This is a genomic window from Streptomyces sp. TP-A0874, assembly GCF_001748085.1.
Taxonomy (GTDB): domain Bacteria; phylum Actinomycetota; class Actinomycetes; order Streptomycetales; family Streptomycetaceae; genus Streptomyces.
Genome location: NZ_BBZK01000006.1, coordinates 5,657 through 31,972 on the forward strand (window position 1 = coordinate 5,657; position 26,316 = coordinate 31,972).

The 26,316-nt window shown below is 71.0% G+C and carries 23 protein-coding genes; 11 read left to right on the plus strand and 12 right to left on the minus strand.

The window, feature by feature from the left end:
* Together BGP73_RS23080 and BGP73_RS10480 are read right to left on the minus strand one after the other, a co-directional pair.
* A partial coding sequence (locus tag BGP73_RS23080) for a cupredoxin domain-containing protein (RefSeq protein ID WP_212732799.1) occupies window positions 1–826 on the minus strand: 826 nt, incomplete at its 3' end.
* An 11-nt stretch (window positions 827–837) separates the two neighbouring features.
* Window positions 838–3,336: a ThuA domain-containing protein gene (locus tag BGP73_RS10480; protein ID WP_079127416.1), complete on the minus strand. Its 2,499-nt coding sequence runs from the start codon at window positions 3,334–3,336 to the stop codon at window positions 838–840.
* 223 nt (window positions 3,337–3,559) lie between these two features.
* Between BGP73_RS10480 and BGP73_RS10485 the strand changes: the two genes are divergently transcribed.
* Window positions 3,560–4,525, plus strand: coding sequence for a multicopper oxidase domain-containing protein (locus tag BGP73_RS10485; protein ID WP_069814027.1), 966 nt, complete (start codon window positions 3,560–3,562; stop codon window positions 4,523–4,525).
* Window positions 4,526–4,609: 84 nt separating this feature from the next.
* Here BGP73_RS10485 and BGP73_RS10490 read toward each other — a convergent pair whose 3' ends face one another.
* Complete coding sequence (locus BGP73_RS10490) at window positions 4,610–5,245, minus strand: endonuclease (RefSeq protein WP_069814028.1); 636 nt, start codon at window positions 5,243–5,245, stop codon at window positions 4,610–4,612.
* 182 nt (window positions 5,246–5,427) lie between these two features.
* Between BGP73_RS10490 and BGP73_RS10495 the strand changes: the two genes are divergently transcribed.
* Window positions 5,428–6,483 carry a glucose 1-dehydrogenase gene (locus BGP73_RS10495; protein WP_069814029.1) on the plus strand — a complete coding sequence of 352 codons (1,056 nt, stop codon included), beginning with the start codon at window positions 5,428–5,430 and terminating at the stop codon, window positions 6,481–6,483.
* Window positions 6,484–6,736: 253 nt separating this feature from the next.
* Here the strand turns inward: BGP73_RS10495 and BGP73_RS10500 are convergent, their stop codons facing one another.
* The gene (locus tag BGP73_RS10500; protein WP_069814030.1) at window positions 6,737–7,240 is read right to left on the minus strand and encodes a GreA/GreB family elongation factor; all 504 of its coding nucleotides are present in this window, start codon (window positions 7,238–7,240) and stop codon (window positions 6,737–6,739) included.
* 535 nt (window positions 7,241–7,775) lie between these two features.
* Here BGP73_RS10500 and BGP73_RS10505 point away from each other — a divergent pair.
* From BGP73_RS10505 to BGP73_RS10515, 3 genes are read left to right on the plus strand one after another with little or no spacing between them, the layout of a single operon-like run.
* Window positions 7,776–9,095: an ABC transporter substrate-binding protein gene (locus BGP73_RS10505; RefSeq protein WP_069814031.1), complete on the plus strand. Its 1,320-nt coding sequence runs from the start codon at window positions 7,776–7,778 to the stop codon at window positions 9,093–9,095.
* Window positions 9,092–10,030 carry a carbohydrate ABC transporter permease gene (locus BGP73_RS10510; protein ID WP_069814032.1) on the plus strand — a complete coding sequence of 313 codons (939 nt, stop codon included), beginning with the start codon at window positions 9,092–9,094 and terminating at the stop codon, window positions 10,028–10,030. The genes BGP73_RS10505 and BGP73_RS10510 overlap by 4 nt, the downstream gene beginning before the upstream one ends.
* Before the next feature lie 5 nt (window positions 10,031–10,035).
* Entirely contained in the window at window positions 10,036–10,926 is an 891-nt protein-coding gene (locus BGP73_RS10515; protein ID WP_069814308.1) for a carbohydrate ABC transporter permease, read from the plus strand.
* A gap of 219 nt (window positions 10,927–11,145) precedes the next feature.
* On the opposite strand, the gene BGP73_RS10520 is transcribed toward BGP73_RS10515, so the two are convergent.
* Window positions 11,146–11,571, minus strand: a complete 426-nt coding sequence (locus BGP73_RS10520) for a PPOX class F420-dependent oxidoreductase (protein WP_069814033.1) — start codon at window positions 11,569–11,571, stop codon at window positions 11,146–11,148.
* A gap of 41 nt (window positions 11,572–11,612) precedes the next feature.
* A complete protein-coding gene (locus BGP73_RS10525; RefSeq protein WP_069814034.1) occupies window positions 11,613–12,506 on the minus strand; it encodes a universal stress protein in 894 nt (297 codons plus the stop codon).
* Between the two features lie 347 nt (window positions 12,507–12,853).
* Between BGP73_RS10525 and BGP73_RS10530 the strand changes: the two genes are divergently transcribed.
* Window positions 12,854–13,471: an Rv1733c family protein gene (locus tag BGP73_RS10530; protein ID WP_069814035.1), complete on the plus strand. Its 618-nt coding sequence runs from the start codon at window positions 12,854–12,856 to the stop codon at window positions 13,469–13,471.
* 134 nt (window positions 13,472–13,605) lie between these two features.
* On the opposite strand, the gene BGP73_RS10535 is transcribed toward BGP73_RS10530, so the two are convergent.
* The 3 genes from BGP73_RS10535 to BGP73_RS10545 form a co-directional block, all read right to left on the minus strand.
* Window positions 13,606–14,280: a helix-turn-helix domain-containing protein gene (locus BGP73_RS10535; RefSeq protein ID WP_306303452.1), complete on the minus strand. Its 675-nt coding sequence runs from the start codon at window positions 14,278–14,280 to the stop codon at window positions 13,606–13,608.
* A gap of 358 nt (window positions 14,281–14,638) precedes the next feature.
* Window positions 14,639–15,544 carry a polysaccharide deacetylase family protein gene (locus BGP73_RS10540; protein ID WP_069814037.1) on the minus strand — a complete coding sequence of 302 codons (906 nt, stop codon included), beginning with the start codon at window positions 15,542–15,544 and terminating at the stop codon, window positions 14,639–14,641.
* The gene (locus tag BGP73_RS10545) at window positions 15,538–16,413 is read right to left on the minus strand and encodes a DMT family transporter (RefSeq protein ID WP_069814038.1); all 876 of its coding nucleotides are present in this window, start codon (window positions 16,411–16,413) and stop codon (window positions 15,538–15,540) included. Before BGP73_RS10545 ends, BGP73_RS10540 begins: the two co-directional genes overlap by 7 nt.
* Window positions 16,414–16,722: 309 nt before the next feature.
* Between BGP73_RS10545 and BGP73_RS10550 the strand changes: the two genes are divergently transcribed.
* The 5 genes from BGP73_RS10550 (at window position 16,723) to qcrB (ending at window position 22,901) form a co-directional block, all read left to right on the plus strand.
* Complete coding sequence (locus BGP73_RS10550) at window positions 16,723–17,829, plus strand: MGDG synthase family glycosyltransferase (protein WP_069814039.1); 1,107 nt, start codon at window positions 16,723–16,725, stop codon at window positions 17,827–17,829.
* A 220-nt stretch (window positions 17,830–18,049) separates the two neighbouring features.
* The gene (locus BGP73_RS10555; protein WP_069814040.1) at window positions 18,050–18,907 is read left to right on the plus strand and encodes an SDR family NAD(P)-dependent oxidoreductase; all 858 of its coding nucleotides are present in this window, start codon (window positions 18,050–18,052) and stop codon (window positions 18,905–18,907) included.
* A 374-nt stretch (window positions 18,908–19,281) separates the two neighbouring features.
* Window positions 19,282–20,919, plus strand: a complete 1,638-nt coding sequence (gene ctaD, locus BGP73_RS10560; RefSeq protein WP_069814309.1) for an aa3-type cytochrome oxidase subunit I — start codon at window positions 19,282–19,284, stop codon at window positions 20,917–20,919.
* Window positions 20,916–21,299 carry an aa3-type cytochrome oxidase subunit IV gene (gene ctaF / locus BGP73_RS10565; RefSeq protein ID WP_069814041.1) on the plus strand — a complete coding sequence of 128 codons (384 nt, stop codon included), beginning with the start codon at window positions 20,916–20,918 and terminating at the stop codon, window positions 21,297–21,299. Before ctaD ends, ctaF begins: the two co-directional genes overlap by 4 nt.
* A gap of 33 nt (window positions 21,300–21,332) precedes the next feature.
* Window positions 21,333–22,901, plus strand: a complete 1,569-nt coding sequence (gene qcrB / locus BGP73_RS10570; protein ID WP_069814042.1) for a cytochrome bc1 complex cytochrome b subunit — start codon at window positions 21,333–21,335, stop codon at window positions 22,899–22,901.
* Window positions 22,902–22,949: 48 nt separating this feature from the next.
* Here the strand turns inward: qcrB and BGP73_RS10575 are convergent, their stop codons facing one another.
* From BGP73_RS10575 to BGP73_RS10585, 3 genes are all read right to left on the minus strand, one after another.
* Complete coding sequence (locus BGP73_RS10575; RefSeq protein ID WP_069814043.1) at window positions 22,950–24,746, minus strand: thiamine pyrophosphate-requiring protein; 1,797 nt, start codon at window positions 24,744–24,746, stop codon at window positions 22,950–22,952.
* 372 nt (window positions 24,747–25,118) lie between these two features.
* On the minus strand, window positions 25,119–25,409 hold the full coding sequence (locus BGP73_RS10580) for a hypothetical protein (RefSeq protein ID WP_069814044.1): 291 nt from the start codon (window positions 25,407–25,409) through the stop codon (window positions 25,119–25,121).
* On the minus strand, window positions 25,406–26,119 hold the full coding sequence (locus BGP73_RS10585; RefSeq protein ID WP_069814045.1) for an HNH endonuclease family protein: 714 nt from the start codon (window positions 26,117–26,119) through the stop codon (window positions 25,406–25,408). The genes BGP73_RS10580 and BGP73_RS10585 overlap by 4 nt, the downstream gene beginning before the upstream one ends.
* Between the last annotated feature and the right edge of the window lie 197 nt (window positions 26,120–26,316).

Sequence of the window (26,316 nt, forward strand, 5' to 3'; positions counted from 1 at the left end):
TGACGGTGGCCCCGCCCACGTACGCACCATCGGAATCCTGCTCACCACTCACCTCAGCGGACACCTCCGGCGGCGTCGTGTCCTCCGCCGGCGGCTCCACCACCACGAAACCGACCGACTCCACCTCCGAGGCATTACCCGCCCGGTCCACCGCACGGTAATCCACCGAATGCTCCCCCACCGCGTCCACCAACACCGGCGCGGAATACCCGGCGTACTCACCACCGTCCAACGCGTACTCGATCCGCTCCACCCCCGACCCCGAGTCCGAAGCGGTGAGTTCGATGGTGGCTCCGCCGATGAAGGCGCCGTCCGGGTCCTTCTGGCCGGTCAGCTCGGCGGACACCTCGGGTGGGGTGGTGTCCTCGTCGCCGTCACCGGTGACCACGAGCACCCCGGACATCAGGGAGTGGCCGGGGATGGTGCAGTGGTAGTAGTAGGTGCCGGCGCTGAGCGTGACCTCGGCGGTGTGCCTGCCTCCCGTGGAGTCGCTCGGGCTGGCCAGGATGTTGAGCTGGACGTCGGAGTTGTGTTCGGGGTCGGTCGTGACGAAGGTCAGCGTGTGCGGCATGTCGGTGGTGTTGCCGGTCGCCTCGCTGTTTTCGAAGACGATCGTGGCGGGTCCGGCCACCGCGGTCTCGGGCGCGGTCTTGTACCGGGTGGTGTCGTTGTCGGCGGTCCAGGTCAGCACCTGCTCGGCGGCGCCGGCTCCCGGCGTCCCGGCCTCCTGGCCGTGGGCCGCCGGCGGGGCGGTCAGGCAGAGCGCGGCGAGCAGCACGGTCACCAGCGCGGCCGCGGCGCGCCGCGGCGCATAGCGGAGTCCCATCGCCGTCCCCTTCATCGGTCGTTCACCGGCTTCCGTCCGACCAGGTCCGCGGGGAGCGGGGTGGCCGGCCCGCCGCGGTAGGTGACGCGCCACAGGGCGGAGTGGTCGTCGAAGTTGAAGAAGCCCCGGCCGTAGTCGAGGACGTACAGCGTCCCGTCCGGGCCGAAGCGCCAGTCCATGAGGTTGCGGATACCGCTCTCACCGATCGGGACGATCTTCTTGAGACTCTCCGCGTGCACCGGCAGCCCGCCCTGGGTGACGGTCTCCGGGTCCATCTCCACCGCGTGCCGCGGCTGGTCGTCGTCGTAGAGGTCGCCGACGAACCACTTGCCGTCCCAGTACTCCGGCCAGCGGTCCGCACCGCCGCCGTCGGGGTCGTAGCGGTAGACGGGACCGTCCATGGCGGCCTGCCCCCCGCCCTTCAGCCAGGGCAGTCGGTACTCCGCCTCGTCCTGCTTGTAGCTGGGGACGCCGTTCCCGTCCCTGGGGTAGTCGGGCGCCCCGCCCTGCGGGGAGTACCAGATGTTGTTGGAGCGGGCCGGCGGGAGGTCGACCAGGCCGTCGTTGTTCGGGGACTCGTTCTTCAGGTGGTCGCAGTCGTACCAGTCGAGCGGCTGGCTGGGATCAGGCAGGTTGCGGTCCCGGTAGGGCTGCTTGTTGCCCATGCAGTACGGCCAGCCCTGGTTGCCGGCGCTACCGATCACCGCGAAGGTGTCGTACTTGGCCGGCCCCCAGGTCGTGCTGGGTTCGCCGGCGTCCGGCCCGACCCAGCCCGCGTAGAGCAGGTCGGTCTTCTCGTCGATGGAGATCCGGGCCGGGTTGCGCACCCCCATCACGTAGATCTCCGGCCGGGTCTTGCCGCCGCCCTCCTCCTGGCCGGTGAAGAGGTTGCCCTCCGGGATGCTGTACGTGCCGTCGTCCTCCGGGTGGATCCGCAGGATCTTGCCGTTGTAGTTGTTGGTGTTGCCGGCGGTGCGGCGGGCGTCGGCGAAGGACACCCCCTTGTAGTTGGGCTCCGGGTTGTTGCCCGAGTAGCCGTCGCTGAAGCCGGAGGAGTTGTTGTCGCCGGTGGCGATGTAGAGGTTGTCCTCGGAGTCCCAGGCCATCCCTCCGCCCGCGTGGCAGCAGCTGTGGATCTGTACCGGCCAGGCGAGGAGTACCTTCTCGGAGGACTCGTCGAGCCGGCCGGTCTGCGGGTCCACGGTGAACCGGGAGACCCGGCGTTCGGCCGAGCGGGCGTCCCGGTCGATCCGCGAGTGCGGGGTGTAGTGCAGGTAGATCCAGCCGTTGTGGAGGAAGTGCGGATCGAGTTCGATGCCGAGCAGCCCTTCCTCGACCTTGACCAGCTCTTCGCCGCCGCCCTTGTTGCCGAAGACGTCCAGCGCGCCGACGAGCCGGGACTTGCCCGTCTCCGGGTCCCACACGTGGATGGTGCCCTGGCCGAGCCCCACATCGGGGTCGTCCCAGTCGGTGACCACCGGTGCGTCGGGGCCTCCCCCGCCGCGGCCGATGTAGAAGACCCGGCCGTCCTCGGCGACCACCAGCCCATGGGGTTCGCCGATCTGGTCGGCCTGCCCCGGCTGGTTCGGCCGGGTGAGGCGGGTCGCCTCGTAGTTGGCGGTGATGGTGGCCTGGCAGTCGGCCCGGGAGAGGCGACTGGTCCACAGCAGGGCGCCGCGGAGGTGGTCGCGGAACTTCTTTTCGCCGAAGCTCCGTTCGGTGCCGCCCATCCCGGTGTAGAAGGAGCGTCCACCCCGGTAGTCGCGGCACCAGGAGATCGGATGGTCCGGGCCGTTGGCCCCGGCACCGGGCTGGTATCCGCGTTCCCGGACCCGGGCCACGGTGTGCACCTCGCCTGAGGGGTTGGGGGACCAGTTCAACCAGACGTCCGGCCGCTTCCACTCCACCGGGAGGTCCCTGGTCGCCGGGTGCGAGCGGTCTCCCACCTCGACCACGGCGTGCTGGGCGTCCTCGGGGCTGTCGGCGGGTCGGGTGCCGATGAGGCCGGTGAACCAGGAGGAGTCGGGCTCGGTCCGGGCCGCCTCGTGCACGCCCAGGAAGCCGCCGCCGCTCTCGATGTACTCCCGGAAACCGTCTTCCTGGGCGTTGTTGAGCACATCGCCCGCGGTGGCGAGGAAGACGACCGCGTTGTAGGCGCGCAGCGTCCGGCTGGTGAAGATCGCGGGGTCGGCGGTCTCGGTGACGGTGAAGCGTTCCTCGGCCGGTCCTTGGGCGCCGATCTCCTCGATGGCGTCGATCGCGGCCCTGGTCCGCGCCGCCGGGTCCCGGCCGTCTCCATCGTGGAAGACCAGTACGGAGACGTCGTCGCTCCCGGGCGGGTCGGCCCGCACCGACGTCTCGGCCACCGGATCGGGATCATGGGGGTCGGCGGAGGCCGGGGTCCCGCCTGACAGCAGGGCCACCGTCGCGGCCAGCGCTGCTGTGCTCCACTTTCGGCCGGTGCTCAACCCTCGTCTCGGCGAGGATCCTGACTGCGGATTGATCCGCATAGTTCCACTCACCCCTCTGCGGTTACAGCAACGTTATGAAGCTAGACCCCTTTTAACGAGCCGCCAATAGCTATGACCGCGAGTCAACTAACTTTGTCCTGGAGCTAGAAGAACTCCCGGACGGCCCGTTACCGTGAAAGCTCCGCACCCGTGGTCGCCCGTTCGGGCCCCCTTCGGTGCGGAGCTCTCCAGGCGTCGAAGATCCGTCACGGATTGGAGAACGATGAGCGGGACAGAACCAGGGAATTCTCGGCGCGGCTTCTCCCGGAGATCGTTCGCCGGCGGCGCGGCGGCCGCGCTGCTGCCGACGGCACTGGCCCCGTCCGCCGTCGCCGCGCCGAGAACCGCCTCAGCGGCACGCGCCGGTGCTTCGGACGAGGTCCGCTACCTGACCCTGTACGCGGAGAAGCTCTCCGACGGACGGCTCGGCTACGGCCTGAAGCCGGGAGAGGCCAGCGTGCCCGGGCCGCCGATCGAGATGTACGAGGGCGACACGCTCCACATCGAACTGGTCAATCTGCTGGACGTCACCGCGAGCCTGCATGTGCACGGGCTGGACTACGAGATCACCAGTGACGGGACGCGGATGTCCGACTCCGTCGTCGAGCCGGGCGAGCGGCGGACGTACACCTGGCGCACCCACCGCCCCGGGCGGCGGAAGGACGGCACCTGGGAGGCCGGCAGCGCGGGCTACTGGCACTACCACGACCATGTCGTGGGCACGGACCACGGCACCGGTGGCATCCGGCAGGGCCTCTACGGTCCGGTGATCGTCCGTCGGGAGGGGGACGTCCTGCCGGACAAGCAGTTCACCATCGTCTTCAACGACATGACGATCAACAACCGCGAGCCCGACGACCCGTACGACTTCACCGCACGGATCGGAGAGCGGGTCGAGATCATCTCCATCACGCACGGCGAGTACTACCACACGTTCCATATGCACGGTCATCGTTGGGCGGACAACCGGACCGGTCTGCTGGAGGGGGAGAACGACCCGAGCCGGGTGATCGACAACAAGATCACCGGGCCGGCGGACTCCTTCGGGTTCCAGATCATCGCCGGTGAGCGGGTGGGGGCCGGGGCCTGGATGTACCACTGCCATGTGCAGTCCCACGCCGACATGGGCATGGCGGGGACCTTCTACGTGACCGAGCGGGACGGCTCTGTTCCGGGAGACGGCCACTGACCGCGGCCGCGACGGCGAGAAGAGGGCGGGGCGGCGGTGAGCCGGCTCGTCGGGCCGCCGTACTCCCGCCCGGCCCGCGGCGGCTCACCGCCGCCCGGGCCGCACCTCCGCCACGATCTCCTTGTGCAGCGCCGCACGCACCAGACCGGCCGCCAACTGCGGCAGTTCCTCGTCGGAGACCAGGCCGGCGAGGGAACGTGAGCTCTTCGGCAGTCCGAGGCGCTCGGCGCCCTGCAGCGCCTTCCCGTCGATACGGGGCCGGAACTCGGGCCAGATCCCCTGCACCTCCCGGAGGAAGATGTCCGCTCCGGTCGGCCCGATCCCGGGGAACTCCTGGAGCCGCTCGGCGGTCCTTGCTCCGTCACGCAGCCTTCTGAGGTCGCCCCGGTAGTCCCGGAGCAGGAGTTCGGCGCCCTGTCCCAGCTGGGTCGCGGTCCGCTCGTCGTACCTGCGGTACCCGCCGACGCCCAGGGCGTCCACCCGCTGCTGCCAGGTCGCGTCCGCCATGCCCTGCGGCGTGTGCATACCCGCGTCGAAGAGCGCACGCGCGGTGGCGACCGCGATCTCCGCCTTGATCCGCGCCGAGAGCAGCAGGGAGAGGACCAGCAGCTGGTAGAGGGGCGCGGGGGTGTCCCGCAGGCGGATGCCGGCCTCCTGGGCGTAGGTCCGGCCGTGATCGTCGAGCAGGGCCCGCACCACGCTCTCGTTCTTCTCGCTCATGGCACCGCGAGTGCCCCCTCGCCCGCGAGGTAACCGGCCACCGGCCCCGGTTTGCCCGACTCCGCTGCCGGGGACCCGGGCGCTGCCGAACGGCTCGCCGACCGCCGTCGCGTGCAGCCGAGCCGCTCGGGTGCCGGCGGTCGGCGGCCACACCGGCGCGGGCGGAACGGGAGGAGAGGATGATGCGGGCACTGACCGTCCAGCCGCTCCGGCCGGACACCCTGGAGGTCCGAGAACTGCCGGAGCCCCAGCCCGGTGACGGGGAACTGCTGGTCGACGCGGTGGCCGTCGGGGTGTGCGGTACGGACAAGGAGATCCTCGCCGGCGACTACGGCGCGGCGCCACCCGGGCACGAGCGGCTGGTGCTGGGACACGAGTCCCTCGGGCGGGTCCGGCGCGCCCCCGCCGGCAGCGGCTTCGCTTCCGGCGACCTCGTGGTGGGGGTCGTCCGCCGGCCGGACCCGGTGCCCTGCGGGGCCTGTGCGCACGGTGAGTTCGACATGTGCCGCAACGGTCGCTTCACCGAGCGGGGCATCAGCGGCCTGGACGGGTACGCGGCCCAGACCTGGTGCGTGGAGTCGGATTACGCGGTGCCGCTGCCGTCCGAGCTGGAACAGGTCGGGGTGCTGTTGGAGCCGACCAGCGTGGTGGCGAAGGCCTGGGAGCAGGTGGAGCGGGTGGGCGCCCGCGCCTGGTTCGAGCCTCGACGGGCATTGGTGACCGGTGCCGGACCGATCGGCCTGCTGGCCGCGCTCCTCGGGCTTGAGCGCGGGCTCGAGGTGCATGTTCTGGACCAGGTGACCGAGGGCCCCAAGCCCGAACTGGTGCACGACCTGGGAGCCGCCTACCACTGCGAGGACATCGACGACGCGCTCTCCCGCGTCGAACCGGACATCGTCATCGAGGCGACCGGTGCCGGCCGGCTCATCATGGAGTCGTTCTCCGGGGTGTCGAACTACGGCATCGTCTGCCTCACCGGGGTCTCCGCCACGGGCGGCCGGCTGCCCGTCGACGCCGGCGCGTTGAACCGGGACATGGTCCTCGGCAACGACGCGGTGGTCGGGTCGGTCAACGCCAATCTCCGTCACTACCGGAAGGCCGTGGAGTCGCTCGGCCGCGCGGACCAGGGATGGCTCGACCGGCTCATCACCCGCCGGGTTCCGCTGGGCCGGGCGCCTGAGGCCTTCGAACACCGAGCGGAGGACGTCAAAGTGGTCATCACCATGGACGGCACTTAAGGGTTGTCCCGTAATCCCCGGTGGATCAGCGCACGACGGCAGATGCGGTACATCGCAAGGCGGAGGGACGTCCCGATACTGGGCGTATCAGGATGTTCCGACAACGCGGCGAGGTGCCGTAGCTGTCGTCGTGCGCCCACCGGGGATTGCGGGACAACCCTTAGGGCGTCCGCCGCCACGGCGCAGCCTCAGGGGAGCGAAACCGGGACGACGCGGCGAACAGCTCCGGGCCCGACCGTTCGGCCCGTCCCGGTCAGCTCCCCGCGGAGAGCTCCACCAGCGTGGCCCGGAGCTTCCCCTCGGGGGCGTCGTAGGTGATGCTGTCCCCGGTCGCCCGTCCGATGAGCGCCCGGCCGAGCGGGCTGCCCGGGGTGATGACATCGCCGTTCCCGCTCTCCTCGGCGATATCCCCGATGCGGAGGGTGGCGCGCCCCCCGTCCTCGTACTCCAGGGTCACGGTGGAGCCGACGGCCACGAAGTCGGAGGTCGGGGGTTCGGCGGTGCCGCTGTTCGCGAGCCGGTCGTCGATCTCGGCGATGCGGTCGTCGAACCGCCGGAGCCGGTCACGGTTCTCGATCGCCTGCGACTGGTCTCCGGTGTCGCCCAGCGGGTCCGCTCCCACCGCCCCCATGCTGTCGGCGAGGTCCCGCCGCTGTTCGTGTAGCAGTTCCCGTTCCTCTTCCAGGCGGCGCCGCGCCGTCTCGGTGAGCGGCGCGTGCTGCGGCCCCGTGGCTCTGGAACGCTCGGGCGTTGCCATCGTTTCTCCTTGGGACGGAGGGTGGGTGCCGGTGCCGGGCCCCGGCTTCACTCACGGCGGTCCGGCCGCGGGCGGTGACCGGTGCGCCACTCCCCCGGCCGCGGCCGGGGGTCGCTCCGAGGCGAGCGGGCGGGCTCCGCTGCCACCGCCACGGGCGGCGGGGCTAGGCCGACCACATCGCTGCAGTCCATGGTGGGAAAGATACTGCGGACCTGTGGTGACGGCGCGTCGAGTGCGGCAGGCGGGGTGGGCCGCTGAGCCGCTCGCCCGCGCCGACCGGCCGCCGCAGCCCGCTTCCGCTCGCCCTTCCCGTCCGGGAACTCCGGATGGCCAGGTGCGTGGACACACCCCCGGGCAGGCCCCCAGATCCCGGCGTCCGACGGGGGCCGGGAGCCCGAACAGCCATGCCCAGCCGGGCTGGTCCGGCTGGAAAGGGCTTCGCTCCCGCAGCCTTGACGGGCCTTCGAGCGGCTCCTAGTGTTCCCGCCACCGGTTTACATCACTGAAGGTCATTCACGCTGATGAACGGAAGGTCATGTCGAGAATCTCCACGGCCCGTGTCACGGCGGCCCTGCTGACCTCCGGGGCACTCATCGCAGCCGTCAGCGGATGCGGCTCCGACGGTGGCTCCGCCGACGCCTCCAAAGCCCCCCTGGAGGTCTGGACCCGGAGCGCCCCCGATCCGGCCGCCACCTACAAGAAGATCTTCGCCGCCTTCACCGAGAAGACCGGGATCAAGGTCAACTACCAGCCCGTCCTGGAGTTCGACAAACAGCTCCAGTCCCGCGCCTCCAGCAAGAACCTGCCGGACGTGCTGATCAACGACAGCGCCTCTCTGGGGACCTACCAGTCCCAGGGTCTGGTCCTGCCGGTCGACCCCGCGTCGGTGGCGGGCCATCAGGACATCTCCCGGGCGAACTGGGACGTGACCCGGGGCCTCGACGGCAAGCACTACGGTGTGCCCTTCTCCCGACAGGCCTTCGTCACCCTCATCCGCAAGGACTGGCGCGAGAAGGTCGGGCTTCCGCTGCCGAAGACCTGGGAAGACCTCACCGAGTTGGCCCACGCCTTCGCCACCCGGGATCCGGACGGCAACGGCAAGGACGACACCTACGGCATGGTGGTGCCGGGCAGCACCGACCGCGGCTACCTCGCCTGGTGGGCGTCCTCGTACGTCTGGCAGGGCGGCGGCGACTTCATCGAGCAGGCGGGGGATGGGAAGTACCGGCCCGCCGTCGACTCACCGGGCACCCGCAAGGCCGTGGAGTGGATCAAGGAGCAGTTCTGCACCAAGGGGAACGTCCAGCCGGGAGCCCTCACGGCGACCACCGCCAACGCCCTGCAGTTCCAGGAGAACGCCGCCGGGATATACCACACCGGCCCTTACTACATCATTCCGTACGACCACAAGCCGGGTAAGGAGACCTACGAGGTCATCCTCCCCCCTCGCGGTCCGGCCGGCACCACCACCCTCGCCGAGGGCGAGAACATCTATTTCGGGGCGGGTTCGCAGAAGACCGAGGCCGCGAAGAAGCTCGCCGAGTTCCTCATCACCCCCGAGGCGCAGCGGCTCGGGATGAAGAGCACCAACCAGCCGGTGGTCCGACTGCCGGTCAACAGGAAACTGGACGCGGCGGAGGTCCTGGGCGACGACCGTTGGAAGACGGTCCAGCAGGCCTACGACGAGAGTTCCCGGACCTTCCCCTCGGACATCGACTTCACCCCCGTCAAACAGACCGTGGCCGAAGGTCTCAACCGGGTCTTCGCCGACTGCGGCAGCGATGTGCCGGCGGCGTTGCGGAAGCTCGACGAAGAGGTGGCCGCCGAACTCCGGGCCCAGGACCTGCTGAAGTGACCGCACCCGCCGTCGACTCCCAGCCGGTCCGGCCCGCCGAGCGGGTCGGACCGGGTAGGCGAGAGCGCCGAAGCGCCCGGCGCTCGTGGACGCCGTGGGCCTTCCTCGCCCCGGGGCTGCTGCTGGCGCTCCTCTTCAAGTTCATCCCGATGGTGAAGGGGATCCGACTCAGCCTCTATGAGGTGCAGCCCTTCCTGGGCGACCGGTGGGTCGGACTGGAGAACTACCGCACCGTCCTGGGCGACCAGCGGTTCCGCGAAGCGCTTTCACACACCGTGGTGCTGGGCGTGGGGCAGACCCTGGGCGCGCTGCTTCTCGGTTTCCTGCTCGCCCTGCTGGTGGAAGGGCAGGCCCGCTCCCTCTGGCTCCTCCGCACCGCTCTCTTCCTGCCGGTGGTCACCGCCACCGCGGTGGTCGGGGAGATCTGGCGGATGCTCTACTCGCCCGGCAGCGAGGGGTTCCTGAACTCGCTCCTGGGCGTGGTGGGCATCGGACCGCTGCCGTTCCTCGACAGCCCGGACAGCGCTCTGTGGTCGGTGATGGGCGTCGGAGTCTGGATCGGCGCTCCCTACAACATGGTCATCATCCTCGCCGGCCTGGCCGGGGTGGACCGCACGCTCTACGAGGCGGCGGCGGTGGACGGGGTGTCCGTCCGGCAGCGGCTCCGGTACATCACCCTCCCGGCTCTCCGTCCCGCGCTGGCCATCGTGCTCACTCTCGCCGCCATCCGCAGCCTGCGCACCTTCACCGAGGTGTACGTGCTCACCGGCGGCGGGCCCGCCGGTTCCACCGAAGTCTGGATGACCCGCGTCTTCTCCCTCGGCTTCGAGCGCAACGACATCGGGGTCGCCTCGGCCGCCTCCGTCCTGCTGCTCGCCACCACGCTGGTGTTGACGGTGACGGTCAACGCGTTCCGTCGGAAGGCCGACCTGTGAAGCCGGTGAACACGCTCGACCGCCCGGTGGCCGTGGACAGCCGCTTCGACACGGCCCTGGGCTGGTCCGCCAAACCCGGCCCGGCCCTCGCCCTGCGGGTGCTGCTGTGCGCCGTCGCCCTCTTCGTCTTCGCGGCGCCCTTCGTCGTGATCCTCAGCGGGGCCTTCGACCACGCCGCACGCTCCGCGCAGCTCTCCCTCTTCCCGCACGAGGCGACGCTGCGGAACTTCGCCGTCGCGAGCGAGCGCGGGATCTGGAGCTACTTCGCCAACTCCCTGGTCATCGCCGGCGGGGGCCTGCTGCTCCAGATGACGGTCTCCGTCATGGCCGCCTACGCGCTCGCCCGGCGCAGGTTCCGCGGCCAGACGCTGGTCATGATGGCCTTCCTGCTCACCATGATGCTGCCCGAAGAGGTCATCGCGATCCCCCTGTCACTGGTCATCGGCGAGCTTCCGGTACTCGGCCTCAGCCTCAAGGGCACCGTCTTCGGCGTCATCCTGCCGGTCGGGGCCTGGGGTTTCTCCGTCCTGGTGATGGCCGAGTTCATGAAGGAGATCCCCCTGGAGATCGAGGAGGCCGCCCGTCTCGACGGGGTCGGGGAGTTCCGGCTGCTGTGGCAGATCGTGCTGCCGCTCTGCCGTCCGGCCCTCGGGGTCATCGGCATCTTCGGCTTCATCATGATCTGGGACCAGTACCTGCTGCCGCTGATCGCGGCCAACGATCCGAGCGACTACACCGTGACGGTGGCGCTCTCGGTGCTGCGCACCGACATCGAGGTGGGCTCCGGGGTGGTGCTGACCGGGGCGCTCATCGCCCTGCTGCCCAGCCTGGTCGTCTACCTCTGCCTGCAGGGCTCACTCGTGCGCGGGATCGCCTCGGGTGCCACGAAGGGCTGAGCCGGAGCAGCCTCACCGGTTCGTTCCCCGGTCGTCCGCGGCACCCGGCCTGCTGCCTCCGGCGGACGGCCGGACCACGGATCTTCGACCTGCCGACGGGTCGGCGCACCGCGGCCGAAGCCGTCTGCCGACCACCGGCCGCGGTCTCGGTCAGCCGCCGGGCCACTCCCCAGGCGATACGTGCCCGAGGTTGCGGCGGTAGGCGGCCAGCCCCCCCGATCAGCTCCGCGACCAGCCGTAGGTCCGGTCCACCGGCAAGGTGATGACCAGGCGGTGGTCGGCGACCATGGCGGCCCGGAACTCCTCCCAGTCCGGGTGCTCCCCCTGGATGAGCCGGTAGATCTCGACCAGTTCGTCGACCACGGCGCCGTGCGGGTCCGTCGCCACCGGTCCGACCTGGGCGGTGCCTTCGGCCACCACGTAGGCCCAGAGATCGGGGGTGGTCACGTAGTAGCTGGCCCGGGGATCGCGCCGGAGGTTGCGCGTCTTCACACGGCTCTCGGTGACGCTTATCCGGATCAGCCGGCGTTCGGCGTCCCAGGTGTGCGCCACGTTGGACAGTTGCGGGCGCCCGTCGTGCTTGAGAGTGACGAGCACGCCGCGTTCGCTCGTGCCGAAGAGGCTCTCCAAGCGTTCGTCCGTCATCTGGGCGGTCCTCCTTCGGATTCGGGTCGGCTGTCGGCACGTCAGCCACTGGGCACCACCGCGACCGGGCAGGCGACGTGGTGGAGTACGGCATGGGCCACCGGCCCCATCTGCGGGCCGTCGACGGGGTGCCGGGTCCGGCGACCGACCACCACCAGTCCGGCTCCGGTGGCCGATCGGACCAGATGCTCACCAGCATGGCCCACCAGCAGGTCCTCCGTGACGGGGACGTCCGGGAACCTGGTTCGCCAGGGCCGGGTGGCGGCTGAGAAGAAGCGCTTCTCCTCCTCCCTTCGCTCGGCGCCCTCCCGGTCGGTGGTGCCGGCCTCCGCGGTGGCGGGGAAGGTCCAGGTGTGCACGATGCGCAGGGGGGCGCTGCGGCAGGCGGCGGCCGTGAAGGCGAACTCGAGCGGCTCGTCCTGCGGCCGCCTCGGGTCCAGGCCCAGCACCACCTCCCGGCTGGGGGTTCTGGTGGAGCGATCGCCGTCCGCGTCCGGTACGTGGTCGCCGGCCTCTCCCCCGTCCGGACGGACCAGCACCACCGGCCTGACCGCCCGGACGACCGTGGCCAGCGATACCGAGCCGGTGAGGAACCCGGTGAGGCCGCCGAGGCCCCGGGACCCCAGGGCGAGCAGTTCTCCCTGGGCCGCCGCCTGCACGAGGGCCGTCGCCGGCGACTCCGCGACCTGGTCGACGATCACCTCCAGGCGGGGATGGCGCCCCCGTACGGTGCTCTCCGCTTCCTCGAGTACCCGCTGTGCCCAGCGCCGCCGGCCCTGTCCGGCGACCGGAGGAGCGGGCTGGTCGGGCTGTCGGTACCAGGCGTGCACAAGTCGGAGGGGGACCTCGCGGCGGAGGGACTCCCTGGCACCCCAGTCGGCGGCGGCGAGGCTCTGCCGGGTCCCGTCCACCCCGGCGGTGATCGGTCGGAGCATGGTTGCGACCTCCTGCCTCTCCGGTCCCGCCGGTCAGGGCTGCTTCCGGCCATGTCGAGTACCCCAGCCGCTGCCGCTCATGTGGCGGCGGGCCACCCCCCTGCGGGTGGCCCCGGACTCCTGCTGTTCCCCCGGTCCGATGGGGAGCGCCGGCGCTCTCCCTGCCACGTTTTCAGGCAGCTTCCCATGCGCTCCGACCCCCTCGTTGACCGGCGATCGGACACCGCGAGCCACTCGGTTGTTCGACCGACCCCGTGGCTGTGGTTTCGCTCCCCCCGGGGCGAGAACCCGGACTGCGTGAGATCAGTCCGTTCCTTCCCTGCTCGATGAGAGTGGGAGGCCAGACCATGAGTGCACAGGGTCCGTGGCCCATGCCGGGGCCCAACCCCTTCGACCATGCACACGCTCCCAGGAGCGGTAACCCACTGCGGCGCCGCTCCGACCGGCTCGAGTCCTGGTTCGGCGTCTTCCTGCTGCTGGTGCTGCTGGTCGCGCTGCCGGTGCTGTCGCTACGGGTGGGGTTCGCGGTACACGCCTCGGAGATGCGGGTCGTGCACAGCGAGTCGGCCGAGCGTCACCAGGTCAACGCCCGGCTCACCGCCGACGCCAGTGCCACGACACACGACAAGGAGGCCGCGAGCTCACAGAAGGCTCCGGTGCGCTGGTCCGAGAAGGACGGCACCAAGCGGCTGGGTACCGCCCGAGTGGCTCCCGGATCGAACGAGGGATCGACCGTGCGGATCTGGGTGGACCACCGTGGTTCGGTGACGAGTCCGCCCACCACCTCGACCGCGGCGGTCGGCGCAGGCTGGATGGCCGGCGCGATGACCGGTGCGGCCATCGGCACCTCGGTGCTCGCCTCCCGACTGGCGGTGCGTTACGTGCTGAACCGCAGGAGGTATGCGCGTTGGGAGGCCGAGTGGGCCTCGCTGGAGCCGCAGTGGTCGGAACGCTTCCGGGACTGAGTGCCGTCGCCCCGACACCCCTGGTGGTCGAGCCCGATCGAGGGCGCACCACCGGGGGTCGCGGCACGCCCGCGCGGGGCTCCCGTTCCGTACTGAGCCGACGAGGATGTGCCCCCGGCGCGGATGTGCTGAGCTCAGCGGCTGAGGATGCGGCGCCCGGTGAGGCGCTCGGGAAGGATGCGCAGCCACAGGTCGCGGGTGCCCCCGGCCCAGGGTCCGCTGTAGACGGCGGCAGCCAGCCTCCGTACCGCCTCCGGGTCGGTGACGTGCTCGGCGTGGCCGACGACGAGCACGCTCCAGCCCTCGCTCATCGCCTCGTCGATCCGGTCGACCTCGAAGGCGGCCTCGGTACCCGCGGGTACGGCGGCCGGGGAGCCGGGCGCTGTCGCGAAGACCACGGCGTCGTCGACCATGCTGTAGTTGACCGGGATGATGACCGGCCCCTCGGGGAGTGAGACGGCCACCCGACCGACTCCGTGCGTGGAGAGTCGCGCCCGGCACTCCTCCGTGTCCAACTCGACCAGCTCCGGGCGGCGTGCGGCGCGGCCCATCCCTTCCGGGAGGTCGACCTGCCCGCCCCGCAGCTGGTTCACCGAGGTCTCCAACGCCTCCGCCAGCCGGAAGAGCAAGCCCGGCCCGGGGGCCGCACAGGGTTGGCTCTCCAGGTAGCGCAGGTAACCGGGGGCCGTCCCGGCGCGGGATGCGGTCTCCTCGACACTCAGCCCCAGCTCTTGGCGCCGCAGGGTGACCCGACGACCGATGTCGCCGACTCCACTGCCGACCGCGCCGCTTTCCCTCCGATCAGCCACACCACTCACTTCCCTTCGTCGGTCGGACGTCCGGGGCCTCGGGGCCGCCCGTGACGGGGGGCCACCCGGGCGGAGCCTCCGCAAGGAGGCCCGGTGGGGCGACCGCCCAGCACCGGGCGGTACGGCGGAGCGCGGCTTCCCCGGACTCTCCTCTTGCCCGGACAGCGGCAGGCTTCCCCGTCCTCCCTGCGGCTGCCCCTCGGCGGCCGGGGCAGGGCCGGACGACGTGCCGCTCCGAGTACCCCTCCCCCGGTCCGCAACCGCTCCGGTCGGGCCGGGGGCGGCTCGCAAGGGAGTTCGATGCCCGGCTCATCCAGTTCCGGGGGCGGAGCGCCGCCGCGTCCGATCGCGGTGGCCGCTACGCACCGCGGGCGTCGGCGGGCTGTGTCGTCCGCCGGACGGTCTCCGTCGCACCACCGCTCCGGAGGCCGGCCACCTCGGCGGCTGCCCGCCAGCGGGCCCGCGCCCCGCGGGGCCGCCGGACGCCCACGCCGTGTTCGTCCAGCGGGCCGACCGTGAGCCCGGACGCGTGGCAGGCGTGCACCAGCCCGGGCAGCGCACCGAGGGCCGCGCGCCAGGACCCGGGGGCGCTCACCCGGTCGGAATCATGCAGCAGCACGGTCGATCCGCCGCGCACCCCGGCGAGCACCTCGGAGAGCACGGACACCGGGTCGGCGCGCTGCGTCCAGTCATGCCCCCAGGCCGACCAGAGCACCGGCCGGAGCCCGGACCGCCGGGCGGCGCTCCACCGGCCGGCGGTGAGGATGCCGTAGGGCGGCCGGTACCAGATCGGGCGACCACCGCTGATCCGCTCCACGACGGCGACCGCTCGCGCGATCTCCTGAGCGTCCCGTCGGGGTGCGGGCCGCCAGGGGCGTTCGTGGTCCCAGCCGTGCACGGCGAGTTCGTGTCCGCCGGCCAGCAGGGCGCGTCCGAGGTCGGGGTGGCGTTCCAGAGCGCTGCCGAGCAGGAAGAAGGTGGCCCGTACCGAGAGTTGCTCCAGCATCTGCAGGAAGTACGGCGTGCTGTCCGGATCCGGGCCGTCGTCGAAGGTGAGCGCCACATGGCCGGGGTGGCCCCGGCCGTCCAGGGAGGGGGTCAGCACCCTGCGGAAGGCCGGCAGCCAGGTGACGGCGGGGCCGATGTGCCAGGCCGCGGTGGTCAGTGCGACTCCGGCGAGGGCGCCGCCGGCGGTCCGTCGCCGGGAGCGTCCGCCGTGTGGGGCGCCGGCTGTGGGCCCCGGGTGGCGCACCGTGCTCACCATGACTTTCCCTCCTGTCCTTCCGTGCCGGAAACGAGAGGTGACCGGGCCAGCCCGACGCTGCCGAGAACGAGCAGGACCAGCGCCGCCGCCTCGGGCAGCATCCGGACGCCCAACACGATGCGCTCCCCGAACAGCAACACGCCGAGGAACACGCTGAGCAGGGAGTCCCCGAGTGTCAGCGCCGGCTGGGAGGCCACCAGGGGGCCGGCCCGCAGCGCGGTCTGCAGCAGGACGAAGCTGACCAGGCCGATGCCCAGCGCGGTGTAGAGCTGCCAGCTCGTCACCACGCCGACCAGGCCCTGTGCGAGGTTCCCGATCGCGTCCTTGACCAGCGCCGCCGTGAAGGCGAAGCCGATGGCCGTGGCCGCGCCGAGCACGGCGGCCCGTCCCGCGGGCTTCAGATGCCGCGCGATCAGGACCAGGAGGACGACGACCACCACCGCCGGCGGCCCGACCATCACCCAGTGGCTCGCCTTGGCCGAGTCGGCGCTCCCGCTGGGGGCGGCCAGCCCGAGGAAGGCCGCCAGTCCGACGGCCATGGCCAGGAAGGACCAGCGGGTGCGTCGGTCCGGTGGCCGCCGGAAGACGAAACTGCCGACCAGCAGAGTGAACAACAGTTCGGTGGTCATCACGGGCTGCACGATGGCGAGCGGGGCCGCCGCCAGCGCCACCGCCTGGAACAGGCCCGACACGGCCAGCGCGGCGGCTCCGAGCAACCAGAGCGGTCGGCGCACCAGCCCGATCAGCCAGGACAGTCTGCGTCCGGAGGAGCCGAGCGGGGCGGTCGCCGCGCTGCGGCGCTGCAGGACGGAGGCCGCGGCGTTGCCGAGTGCGGCGAGGAGTGCGAGCGTGAGCGCGAGTACGATCACCCCGGCACCGATTCCCCCGGCCACGGTGGCCCCGCGCCCGCCCTGCCGGGCCCGCGCACCGAGGGCGGGGGCAACGGGGGAACGTCACCGCCCACCGACAGCCAAGGCCGGATTGCCTGGCTCCGCCACGCAACCACATACCCCTCCCAGTTCATCGGAGATGCGCGGAGTTCCCGTCACCGTGGAGGCGTTTCACCATCCGCTCTCCGCCACCGCTTCGCACCATTTAGCAACCTATATAGTATTTGGTAAATTATGCGCACATTATCCGATCGGCCAGGGCGGGCGAGACCGAGCGCCGGGAGTCCGATGGAGCGCCGTTTCCTGATCATCAGCGCCAGCATGGGGGCCGGCCACGACGCGGTGGCCGACGAGCTGGCCCGCCGCCTGCGGCGCGACGGCCACCGGGCCGCGCGCCGGGATGTGCTCGCCCTGCTCCCGGCGGGCGTCGGCGCGGCGCTGCGCGGCGGGTACCGGGCGTCGATCCGGCATCTGCCCTCGCTCTACTCTGCGGTGTACGCCGCCTTCTTCGTCGGCTCGCCCCATCCGGACAGCGCCCCGCTGGCCGCGCTGGCGGGGCGGCGGCTGATGGCCGAGGTGGAGCGGTGGCGGCCGGACGCCGTGGTGTCGACCTTCCACCTCGCGGCCCAGGTCACCGGAAGGCTACGGCAGCGCGGCAGGTTGCAGGTCCCCAGCACGGTGGTCATCACCGACTTCGCGGCGCACCGGCAGTGGCTCCATCCGGGCAACGACCTCCACCTCTGCGTCACCGAGGCGGCGGCGGCGCGGGCCCGGGAAGGCACCGGGCGCCCCGCCGCGGCGCCGGGCCCGGTGGTGTCCGCGGAGTTCCGGGGAGCCCACCGCCCCGAGTCCGGATCGCGGTCGAGCTGGCGCGAGGTGCTGTCCGGCCTGGCTCCGGGCAAGCCCCCCGTCCTGATCTCCGCCGGGGCCTGGGGCACCGGCTCGGGGCTGCTGCCCTCGGCCGAACTGCTCGCCGGCGCCGGTTTCCTCCCGGTGCTGCTGTGCGGGCGCGACCGCCGGCTGCTGCGGACGGCCGCCCGGCGGCCGGGTGTGCTGGCGCTCGGCTGGGTGAACGACCTTCCGGAGCTCATGGCGTCGGCGTGTGCCCTGGTCGACAACGCCGCGGGGCAGACCGCGGTGCAGGCACTCGCCTCCGGGCTGCCGGTCATCGGCTACCGCCCGCTTCCCGGCCACGGCGCGGAAGGGGTGTACGAGATGGCGGCTGCGGGCGTCTCAGCGTACGCCCGGGACCCACGCGAACTCCTCACCTCGGTCCGCGACCTGGCCTCACCGGGCCCCGCCCGGGAGCGGCTGCTGACCGCCGCCTGCTCCGTCTTCGCGGGCGACACGGCCAGGCTGATCCGTGCGGCACGGACGGCGGCCACGGATCCGTGAATACGGCGCCCGCGTGCATCCGGGAGCACCGGCCCCGCCCGCGCTGATATCGCAGTGCGGGAAGGGCCGCCGGGGGCTCCGCGAGGCCGGCGAGGCATGCCGGGACGGCGCGCTCCCGGGGTTGCGCAACGACGATCGCGGCAGGGTCGAGCACTCCAGGAAATATGAGTGCTATGTTCCATTTATCCTCAGTGATCTCATCGTCCCGGGAGGAACATCCATGGCCGTGCGGGACCACGCCCCCCGGGAACCGGATGCCGCCGCCGGACCGCTCCCCGCCGGACCGCCGGAAGCGGCACCGGCCCCGACCTCGGTCGAGAGCCCCTCCGAGACGCTCCCGGTGGCGCTGGTCACCGGGGCGTCCTCGGGCATCGGCGCGGCGGTGGCCTCCCGGCTCGCCGCCTCGGGCCAATGGCGACTGCTGCTCAACGGCTGCGACCGGCAGCGTCTCAGCGAGGTCGCCCACCTCACCGGTGGACAGCCGCTGGCGGTCGACCTGGGCACGGCGGAGGGCGGGCCGGCCCTGGCCGAGCAGGCGGTCGCCGGGACCGGCCGGGTGGACCTGCTGGTGGCCGGTGCCGGAGTCGGCTGGGCCGGGAGCTTCGTCGACATACCACCGGCGGAGCTGGAGCAGTTGGTGGCCGTCAACGTCTCCGGCACCATGCACCTGGTGCGTGCCCTCCTGCCGGGGATGGTCGGCAGGGGCCGCGGCCATGTGGTGCTGGTCGCGTCGATCGCGGGTTCGGTGGGCGTCCGCGGTGAGGCGGTGTACTCGGCCACCAAGGCCGCGCTCTGCACCTTCGCCGACAGCCTCCGGTACGAACTGCAAGGGCACGGAGTGCATGTCTCCGTCGTCCTGCCCGGAGCCGTCGACACCCCCTTCTTCGCCCGCCGCGGCACCCCCTACCAGCGCAGCCGGCCCCGACCGGTCTCTCCCGAGCGGGTCGCGGAGGCCATCGAGCGGGCGGTCGCGGGGCGGCACAGGGAACTGTTCGTGCCCGCGTGGCTGCGCCTACCGGCGCGGTTGCACGGGGCGGCACCCGGCCTCTACCAGCGGCTGGCCTCACGCTTCTCCTGAGCCCCCGGGCATGGCGAACGGCCTCCCGGGCGTCCGGGTGACCTCGCCACCTCGATCGGCGTGGGCGGAGCGCCGCCGCCCCTCCCCGCCTTCTTCGCCGATTGCGCCCCGGTCCGGCCGCCGCAGACCGTGCGGACCGGACCGGGACGGAAGAGCCCCGTGGGACGAGGGTCTCCCGGCGTCGCCCCGTCCGGAACCGCGCCGAACCGCGCCCGGGCGTGCAAAAGCTGACGCTGAATCAGGAGAAGGAACCGAGGGGGCGCTCACTTCGACAGGCAGTTGGAGGTCAGCCGGTGGAGACGGAGGACGCTGTGACGGACGAAGAGGCGGAACGGCCCTCGCCCGAGGAGCGGCGGTTGCGGCTCGGCAAGGCGATGCTCCGCTACCTGACGACCACCGACCACAAGGTGATCGGGAACATGTACCTGGTCACCGCGTTCGCGTTCTTCCTGTTGGCCGGTCTCTTCGCGATGGTCATGCGCGCCGAGCTCGCCAGACCGGGCCTCCAGTTGGTGACCCGGCAGCAGTACAACGAGCTGTTCACCATTCACGGCACCATCATGATGCTGCTGTTCGCCACTCCGACCTTCACCGGTTTCGCGAACGCCATCATGCCGCTCCAGATCGGGGCGCCGGACGTGGCCTTCCCACGCCTCAACGCCTTCACCTACTGGGCCTTCCTCTTCGGCGGCCTGATCGTGGTCGGCAGCTTCCTCACCCCCGAGGGGGCCGCCGGGTTCGGCTGGTTCGCCTACGCACCGCTGAACAGATCAGAGTACACCCCGGGGCTGGGCGGCGACCTGTGGACCATAGGGCTGATCGTGGCGGGGTTGAGCACCATTCTCGGCTCAGTCAACTTCATCACCACCATCGTCTGTCTGCGCGCACCCGGCATGACCGTCTTCCGGATGCCCCTGTTCACCTGGAACGTGCTGTTCACCTCGATCCTGGCACTCTTCGCGTTCCCGGTCCTGACGGGTGCTCTGTTCGCCCTCGAAGCCGACCGGAAGTTCGGCGCGCACGTCTTCGACGCGGCCAACGGGGGCGCTCTGTTGTGGCAGCACCTGTTCTGGTTCTTCGGTCACCCGGAGGTGTACATCGTCGCGCTGCCGTTCTTCGGGGTGGTCACGGAGATCATCCCCGTCTTCAGCCGGCGGCCGCTCTTCGGCTACTTCGGCCTCATCGGCGCCACCATGGCCATCACCGGGCTCTCCGCCACGGTCTGGGCCCACCACATGTTCGCCACGGGCGCGGTACTGCTCCCCTTCTTCTCACTGATGTCGTTCTTCATCGCGGTTCCTACCGGAGTGAAGTTCTTCAACTGGATCGGCACGATGTGGCAGGGCTCGCTGTCCTTCGAGACGCCGATGCTCTGGTCGATCGGCTTCCTGGTGACGTTCCTGCTGGGCGGAATGACGGGGGTCCTCATCGCCTCGCCGCCGCTCGACTTCCATCTCACCGACACCTTCTTCATCGTCGCGCACCTGCACTACGTGCTGTTCGGCACCATCGTCTTCGCGACGTTCGCGGGGTTCTACTTCTGGTGGCCGAAGATGACCGGTCGCATGCTCGACGAGCGGCTGGGGAAGATCCACTTCTGGGCTCTCTTCGTCGGTTTCCACGGCACCTTCCTCGTGCAGCACTGGCTCGGTGAGGAGGGGATGCCGCGCCGATACGCGGACTACCTCGCCGCCGACCGGTTCACCACCCTCAACACGGTCTCCTCGATCAGCGCCTTCCTGCTCGGCATCTCCACGCTGCCCTTCCTCTACAACGTCTGGAAGACGGCGAGGTACGGCAGGAAAGTCACGGTGGACGACCCCTGGGGATGGGGCCGCTCCCTGGAATGGGCGACCTCCTGCCCGCCGCCCCGGCACAACTTCGACGCGCTTCCCCGTATCCGCAGCGAGGCCCCGGCCTTCGACCTGCACCACCCGGACGTCGCCGCGGGACGGATCCAGGCCACTTCACCCGCCTCACCGAAGAGCGCCGAAGAGGAGGTGCCCCGGTGAAGGCCGAGGCCCTGCTCTTCGCCGGGGTGGCGCTGTTCTTCGCCGCCACCGCCGCCGTCTACGGGCGGTACAGCACCGAACCGGCCGGCACGGTCGCCCTGCTGGTGTCGTTCCTGATGTCCGGCCTGATCGCCTTCTTCCTGTGGACCCAGTTCCTGCGGCACGGCCGCCGACCGCAGGACCGAAAGAACGTCCCCGTCCACTGGGGAAGCGGCCGACTGGCGTTCTTCTCCCCCCGTAGCTACTACCCGGTGTTGACCGGGGCCGGTGCGGCGGTCACCGCTGTCGGCGTGATCTACGGACTCTGGCTCTTCCTCATCGGCCTGGGCGTTCTCGCCTGCGGCGTCCTCGGATTCGTCTTCCAGCACAACAACCGCTGACGGTGCGCAGCGCAGAAGAGGGAAGGGTGGCGGATGGTGTTCGCGTCGAGAAGGTCTCGGCTGCGCGGCCGGGTCCGACAGGCGACCGAGGCCGGTTTCGGAGCCGTGGACGGCCGGCTGCCCGCCAGCGAGGCGGGCGGACTGCTGCGCAAGGCGTTCCCCGACCACTGGTCCTTCCTGCTCGGCGAGATCGCCCTGTACAGCCTGATCCTGCTCCTGGTGACCGGGAGCTACCTCACGCTCTTCTTCGATCCGGGCATGGCCGAAGCCCCCTACAGCGGGTCGTACGGACCGCTGAGAGGGGTCCAGGTCTCCGAGGCGTACGCCTCGACGCTGCACATCAGTTTCGAGATCCGGGGCGGACTCCTCATCCGTCAGGCCCACCACTGGGCGGCGTTGGTGTTCGTGACCGCCATGGGCGTGCACATGCTGCGGATCTTCTTCACCGGTGCCTTCCGCAGACCCCGGGAGGCCAACTGGGTGATCGGTCTGACGCTCTTCCTGCTGGGGGTGGTCGAGGGCTTCTGCGGCTACTCCCTCCCGGACGACCTGCTGTCGGGCACCGGCTTGCGGGTGGTCCAGAGCCTGTTGCTGTCGATCCCGGTGGTCGGCACCTACCTGAGCCTCTTCCTCTTCGGTGGCGAGTATCCGGGCAACGAGATCGTCCCACGGCTCTACGTGGTCCACATCCTCTTCATCCCGGGGCTGCTGGTCGCCCTGGTCGTCGTCCACCTGATCCTGGTCGTCTATCTCAAGCACACCCAGTGGGGCGGCCCCGGGCGCAGCAACCGGAACGCGGTGGGGCAGCCGATGTTCCCCCAGTTCACCGCGAAGTCCCTCGGGCTCAACCTGATCGTCTTCGGCCTGATGATGGTGCTGGCCGGTGTGGCGCAGATCAATCCGATCTGGAACTACGGGCCCTACCGGCCGGACCAGGTCAGTACCGGCTCCCAACCCGACTGGTACATCGGGTTCCTCGAGGGGTCGCTGCGGATGATGCCGCCCTTCGAGACCACCCTCTGGGGCCACACCTTCATGTGGAACGTCCTGGTTCCCACCGTGATCCTGCCCGCCCTGCTCTTCCTCCTGCTGTACCTCTATCCGTTCCTCGAGAAGTGGGTGACCGGCGACTCCGCCGAGCACCACCTGTGCGACCGACCGCGGAACCAGCCCTCCCGCACCGGCGTGGGGGTCGCCGGCATCACCTTCTACGCCGTACTCCTCCTCGGCGGCGGCAACGATGTGATCGCCAACGTCATGGGGGTCTCCCTCAACGCACTGACCTGGACCTTCCGTGTGCTGCTGGTGCTGGGCCCGGTAATCGCCTTCATGGTCACCAAGCGCCTCTGCCTAGCCCTCCAGGCCCACGACCTGGAGCGCGTCCGGGAGGGGGACGAGACCGGGCAGGTGCACCAGAACGTGGCGGGCGGTCTCGAAGAGGGGAGCGAGCCCCTCTCCCCCCAGCAGCGCTACACGCTGGCCCTGCGCGAGATCCCACGGCCGGTGCAACTCACCTCCGGGGAACGCGCGGCGGGCTCGTCCCGGAGACGACGACTGCGGGTGGCACTGAGCCGCTGGTACTACCGCGACCGCGTCGGGTGACACCCCGGGCCGCGGCAGCACGCGACCCGGGGCTCCGGGACGGGGCGCTCACCGGCGACTGGAGAGACGTTCGGTGAACTCGGTGAACTTCTGGCGCACCCCCCGGGTGACGATGCCGGTCCGCTCCGGGTCGTGCACGGTCGCCTTGGCCGCCTTCTTGCCCTGCTCCAGCATGATGTGCGGCGGGATGGGCGCGATCTCCGCGTCCACCTTGAACTCCAGGACCACCGGGCGCTCCGCGGCCAGCGCCCGTTCCCAGGCGGCACCGACCCTCTTCGGCTCGTCGCAGCTGATGCCCTCCAGTCCGAGCAACCCGGCGTACTCCGCGTAGGGCACGTCCGGAATGGTCTGCGAGCCGGGGAACTTGGGATCGCCCCCCATCGCACGCTGTTCCCAGGTCACCTGATTCAGGTCCTGGTTGTTGAAGACGCAGAAGATGAACGGCGCCGGGCCCGACAGCCGGTCCAGGTACCGCTTGACCGTGATCATCTCGTTCATGCCGTTCATCTGGAAGGCGCCGTCGCCGACGAAGGCGATCACCGGTCGGTCGGGGTAGGCGAAACGCGCGGCGATCGCGTACGGCACCCCCGGCCCCATGGTGGCGAGGGTCCCGGAGAGCGTGGCCCGCATGCCTTCCCGCAGCCGTAGGTGGCGGGCCCACCAGTTGGTGCCCGACCCGGAGTCGGCGGTCAGGATAGCGCCGTCGGGGAGGCGGTCGGAGAGTTCGGTGGCGACCGCCTGCGGGTTGATCTTTCCTCCGAAGTGCTGGTTGGAGCGGGTCCGGCAGATGTCGTTCCACTCCCGTACGTTCTTCTCGATCCGCTTCCGCCAGCCGCGGTCCTCCTTCGGCCGCAGCAGCGGGATGAGGGCCCTGAGCGTCTCCTTCGTGTCCCCGACGAGGTGGGCCTCCATCGGGTAGCGCATGCCGATCATGCGGCCGTCGTTGTCGATCTCGACGCCGCGGGCCTGCCCCTCGTCCGGCAGCCACTCGCCGTACGGGAAGCTGGTGCCGATCATGAAGAGAGTGTCGCAGTTGCGCATCATCTCGTCGCTGGGCTTACTGCCGAGCAGGCCGATCGGGCCGGTGACCCACGGCAGGCTGTCCGGCAGCACCTCCCGGCCGAGCAGCGCCTTGGCCACGCCGGCGCCCAGCAGTTCGGCGGTCTCCATGACCTCGTCCGGGGCCTCGGCCGCGCCCTGGCCGATGAGAATGGCGACTCGCTCACCTTCGTTGAGGACGTCCGCGGCGCGCCGCAACTCCTCCTCGTCGGGGAGCATCCGGGGGCGGCTCCACCCGACGCTGGAGAAGACGGCGCCGTGCGTCTTGGGCGGCGAGGGCTGGGCCTCCGCCTCCTGGACGTCCTCCGGGATGATGATCGTGGCCACCCCACGTCGGGTCAGAGCTGTCTTGAAGGCCCGGTCGATGACATGCCGGACCTGCCCGGGGTGGGTCACCATCTGGCAGAACTCGGACACGTCGGCGAAGAGCTGGTCGAGCGCGATCTCCTGCTGGTAGTGCGAACCGAGGCAGAGGCTCTTCTGCTGGCCGAGGACCGCGACCACCGGCTGGTGGTCGAGCTTGGCGTCGTAGAGGCCGTTGAGGAGGTGGACCGCTCCCGGCCCCGAGGTGGCGATGCAGCAGCCCACCTCACCGGTGAGCTTGGCGTGACCGCAGGCCATGAAGGCGGCCATCTCCTCGTGCCGGGGCTGGATGAACTCCGGATCCCCCTCAGCCCGGTCGAAGGCGCCCAGCATTCCGTTGATCCCATCGCCCGGATAGCCGTAGACGCGTCCCACCCCCCACTCCCGGAGACGGTTCAGCACATAGTCGGCGACCTGGGTCATCGGCCTCTCCCTGTTCCTCGGTGCTGCTGAGCTGCTGCACGGGGACCGGCAGCGGTCCACGGTCCTCCCGCCGTGAAGCCCGTTCCCGCTCCCGAGCCCGCGCCTCCGCAGGCTCTCCGGGCAGGATGGTCGACGAGCGGTCCGCCTGCCTGGGCGCCCGGGGCCCACCGGTGGGTGGACCGCCTCTGGGTACCCGGGAAGGGAGAGTCCTAACGACTCCGTTCGGGGCAGGGCAGCGGCCGGGGCGACCGCCGCGGCCGCGTGCGCCGGGACGGGCCCCGGCCGTGGCGGCAGCGACACCGCTGACAGGGGACGGCCCGGAGCAGGGGCCGTCCCGGAGAGTGGGTGCCGGTCATCGCTCCCGGCCGGAGGTCAGCGCGGCGCCTCCGCCCCGCCTCCCTGCCGCAGCCGCTCCAGCACCTCCGCGTGCAGTGCGGCCAGCCCCCCGGACGGCACCGCCACCGGGCTCCCGGTCAGCGTGTACCACTCGTCGGCTCCGGTGTACTGCACGGCGATCACCGCCTCCCCGCTCGCGGAGAGGCCGGTGACGACGGTGAGGTCGCCGGTGATGACGCCGACCTCGTCGGTCATCGCACCGCCCGGCCCGGCCGTGACCTGGTCCTCGTACCGGTCGCGTGCCGGCGCCGCGTCGCCTTCGGTCATGAGGAGCAGGTGTCCAGCATCTCGGTCAACTTCTCCTTCTCCGGCTCCGTCACCGACAGCTCGTAGGTGGCTTTCACGGAGGTCCAGGCCCGGCCGTAGGTGCACCAGTAGGTCTTCGCCGGCGGCTGCCACTCGTCCGGCCCCTGGTCGCCCTTGGAGCGGTTGGAGGAGGCCGACACGGCGAGCAGCTGGGGATGGGTCAGGTCGTTGGCGAATGCTTTCCGCTGCTCCTGGGTCCAGCCGTCGGCACCGGAGCGCCAGGCGTTGGCGAGCGGCACCATGTGGTCGATGTCGAGGTCCGAGGCCTCGGTGAACTTCTCGTCGTCGTACGCGCTCGTCCACGTGCCGGAGACCGCCCGGCACTGGGCGTCACGCTCCACGTCGGTGCCGTCCCGTTCCAGTACCGTCTCGCGGGTGTCGCAGTTCTCGCCCTGCGCGGCCCAGTGGGGGAACTTCGCGCGGCTGTAGCCGGACATCGACCCGTGGGGCGCCACCTTCAACTCGGCGAGTTGGGTCCGCGCCTGCTCGGCGGTCGGCAGCCCGGGCAGCCCGCTCCCGTCCTCGGCCGTGCCGCCACCCACCCCGCTGGAGGCCGAGGGCTTGTCGTCGCCCCCGCCCGGGGACGGCTGGTCGTTGACGAGTGAGCACCCCGCCACCGCGAGCACGGCACCGACCGCCAGCCCGCGCACCCACCACAGTTGACGCTTCATGACCCGCCCACTCCTCTCACCGACGACACAGTCGCGCAGCCTACCGACTCGGGCGGGGCCACCTCCCCGCAACAGCCCCCGGGTCATCCCGATGAGTCACCCGATGCCGCCGGCCACCCGCAGCGCGGCCGGCCGGTTCCGTCCTGCGCACGGTCTCCTCCGTGAAATCATGTCCCTGACCAGGACCGTGGTTGGAG

Bases quoted from the DNA above. Each gene is read 5' to 3' on its own strand.
- BGP73_RS10480 (WP_079127416.1), bottom strand. From the start codon at position 3,336: ATGCGGATCAATCCGCAGTCAGGATCCTCGCCGAGACGAGGGTTGAGC.
- BGP73_RS10485 (WP_069814027.1), top strand. From the start codon at position 3,560: ATGAGCGGGACAGAACCAGGGAATTCTCGGCGCGGCTTCTCCCGGAGA.
- BGP73_RS10490 (WP_069814028.1), bottom strand. From the start codon at position 5,245: ATGAGCGAGAAGAACGAGAGCGTGGTGCGGGCCCTGCTCGACGATCAC.
- BGP73_RS10495 (WP_069814029.1), top strand. From the start codon at position 5,428: ATGCGGGCACTGACCGTCCAGCCGCTCCGGCCGGACACCCTGGAGGTC.
- BGP73_RS10500 (WP_069814030.1), bottom strand. From the start codon at position 7,240: ATGGCAACGCCCGAGCGTTCCAGAGCCACGGGGCCGCAGCACGCGCCG.
- BGP73_RS10505 (WP_069814031.1), top strand. From the start codon at position 7,776: ATGTCGAGAATCTCCACGGCCCGTGTCACGGCGGCCCTGCTGACCTCC.
- BGP73_RS10520 (WP_069814033.1), bottom strand. From the start codon at position 11,571: ATGACGGACGAACGCTTGGAGAGCCTCTTCGGCACGAGCGAACGCGGC.
- BGP73_RS10525 (WP_069814034.1), bottom strand. From the start codon at position 12,506: ATGCTCCGACCGATCACCGCCGGGGTGGACGGGACCCGGCAGAGCCTC.
- BGP73_RS10530 (WP_069814035.1), top strand. From the start codon at position 12,854: ATGAGTGCACAGGGTCCGTGGCCCATGCCGGGGCCCAACCCCTTCGAC.
- BGP73_RS10540 (WP_069814037.1), bottom strand. From the start codon at position 15,544: ATGGTGAGCACGGTGCGCCACCCGGGGCCCACAGCCGGCGCCCCACAC.
- BGP73_RS10550 (WP_069814039.1), top strand. From the start codon at position 16,723: ATGGAGCGCCGTTTCCTGATCATCAGCGCCAGCATGGGGGCCGGCCAC.
- BGP73_RS10555 (WP_069814040.1), top strand. From the start codon at position 18,050: ATGGCCGTGCGGGACCACGCCCCCCGGGAACCGGATGCCGCCGCCGGA.
- ctaD (WP_069814309.1), top strand. From the start codon at position 19,282: ATGCTCCGCTACCTGACGACCACCGACCACAAGGTGATCGGGAACATG.
- qcrB (WP_069814042.1), top strand. From the start codon at position 21,333: ATGGTGTTCGCGTCGAGAAGGTCTCGGCTGCGCGGCCGGGTCCGACAG.
- BGP73_RS10575 (WP_069814043.1), bottom strand. From the start codon at position 24,746: ATGACCCAGGTCGCCGACTATGTGCTGAACCGTCTCCGGGAGTGGGGG.
- BGP73_RS10580 (WP_069814044.1), bottom strand. From the start codon at position 25,409: ATGACCGAAGGCGACGCGGCGCCGGCACGCGACCGGTACGAGGACCAG.
- BGP73_RS10585 (WP_069814045.1), bottom strand. From the start codon at position 26,119: ATGAAGCGTCAACTGTGGTGGGTGCGCGGGCTGGCGGTCGGTGCCGTG.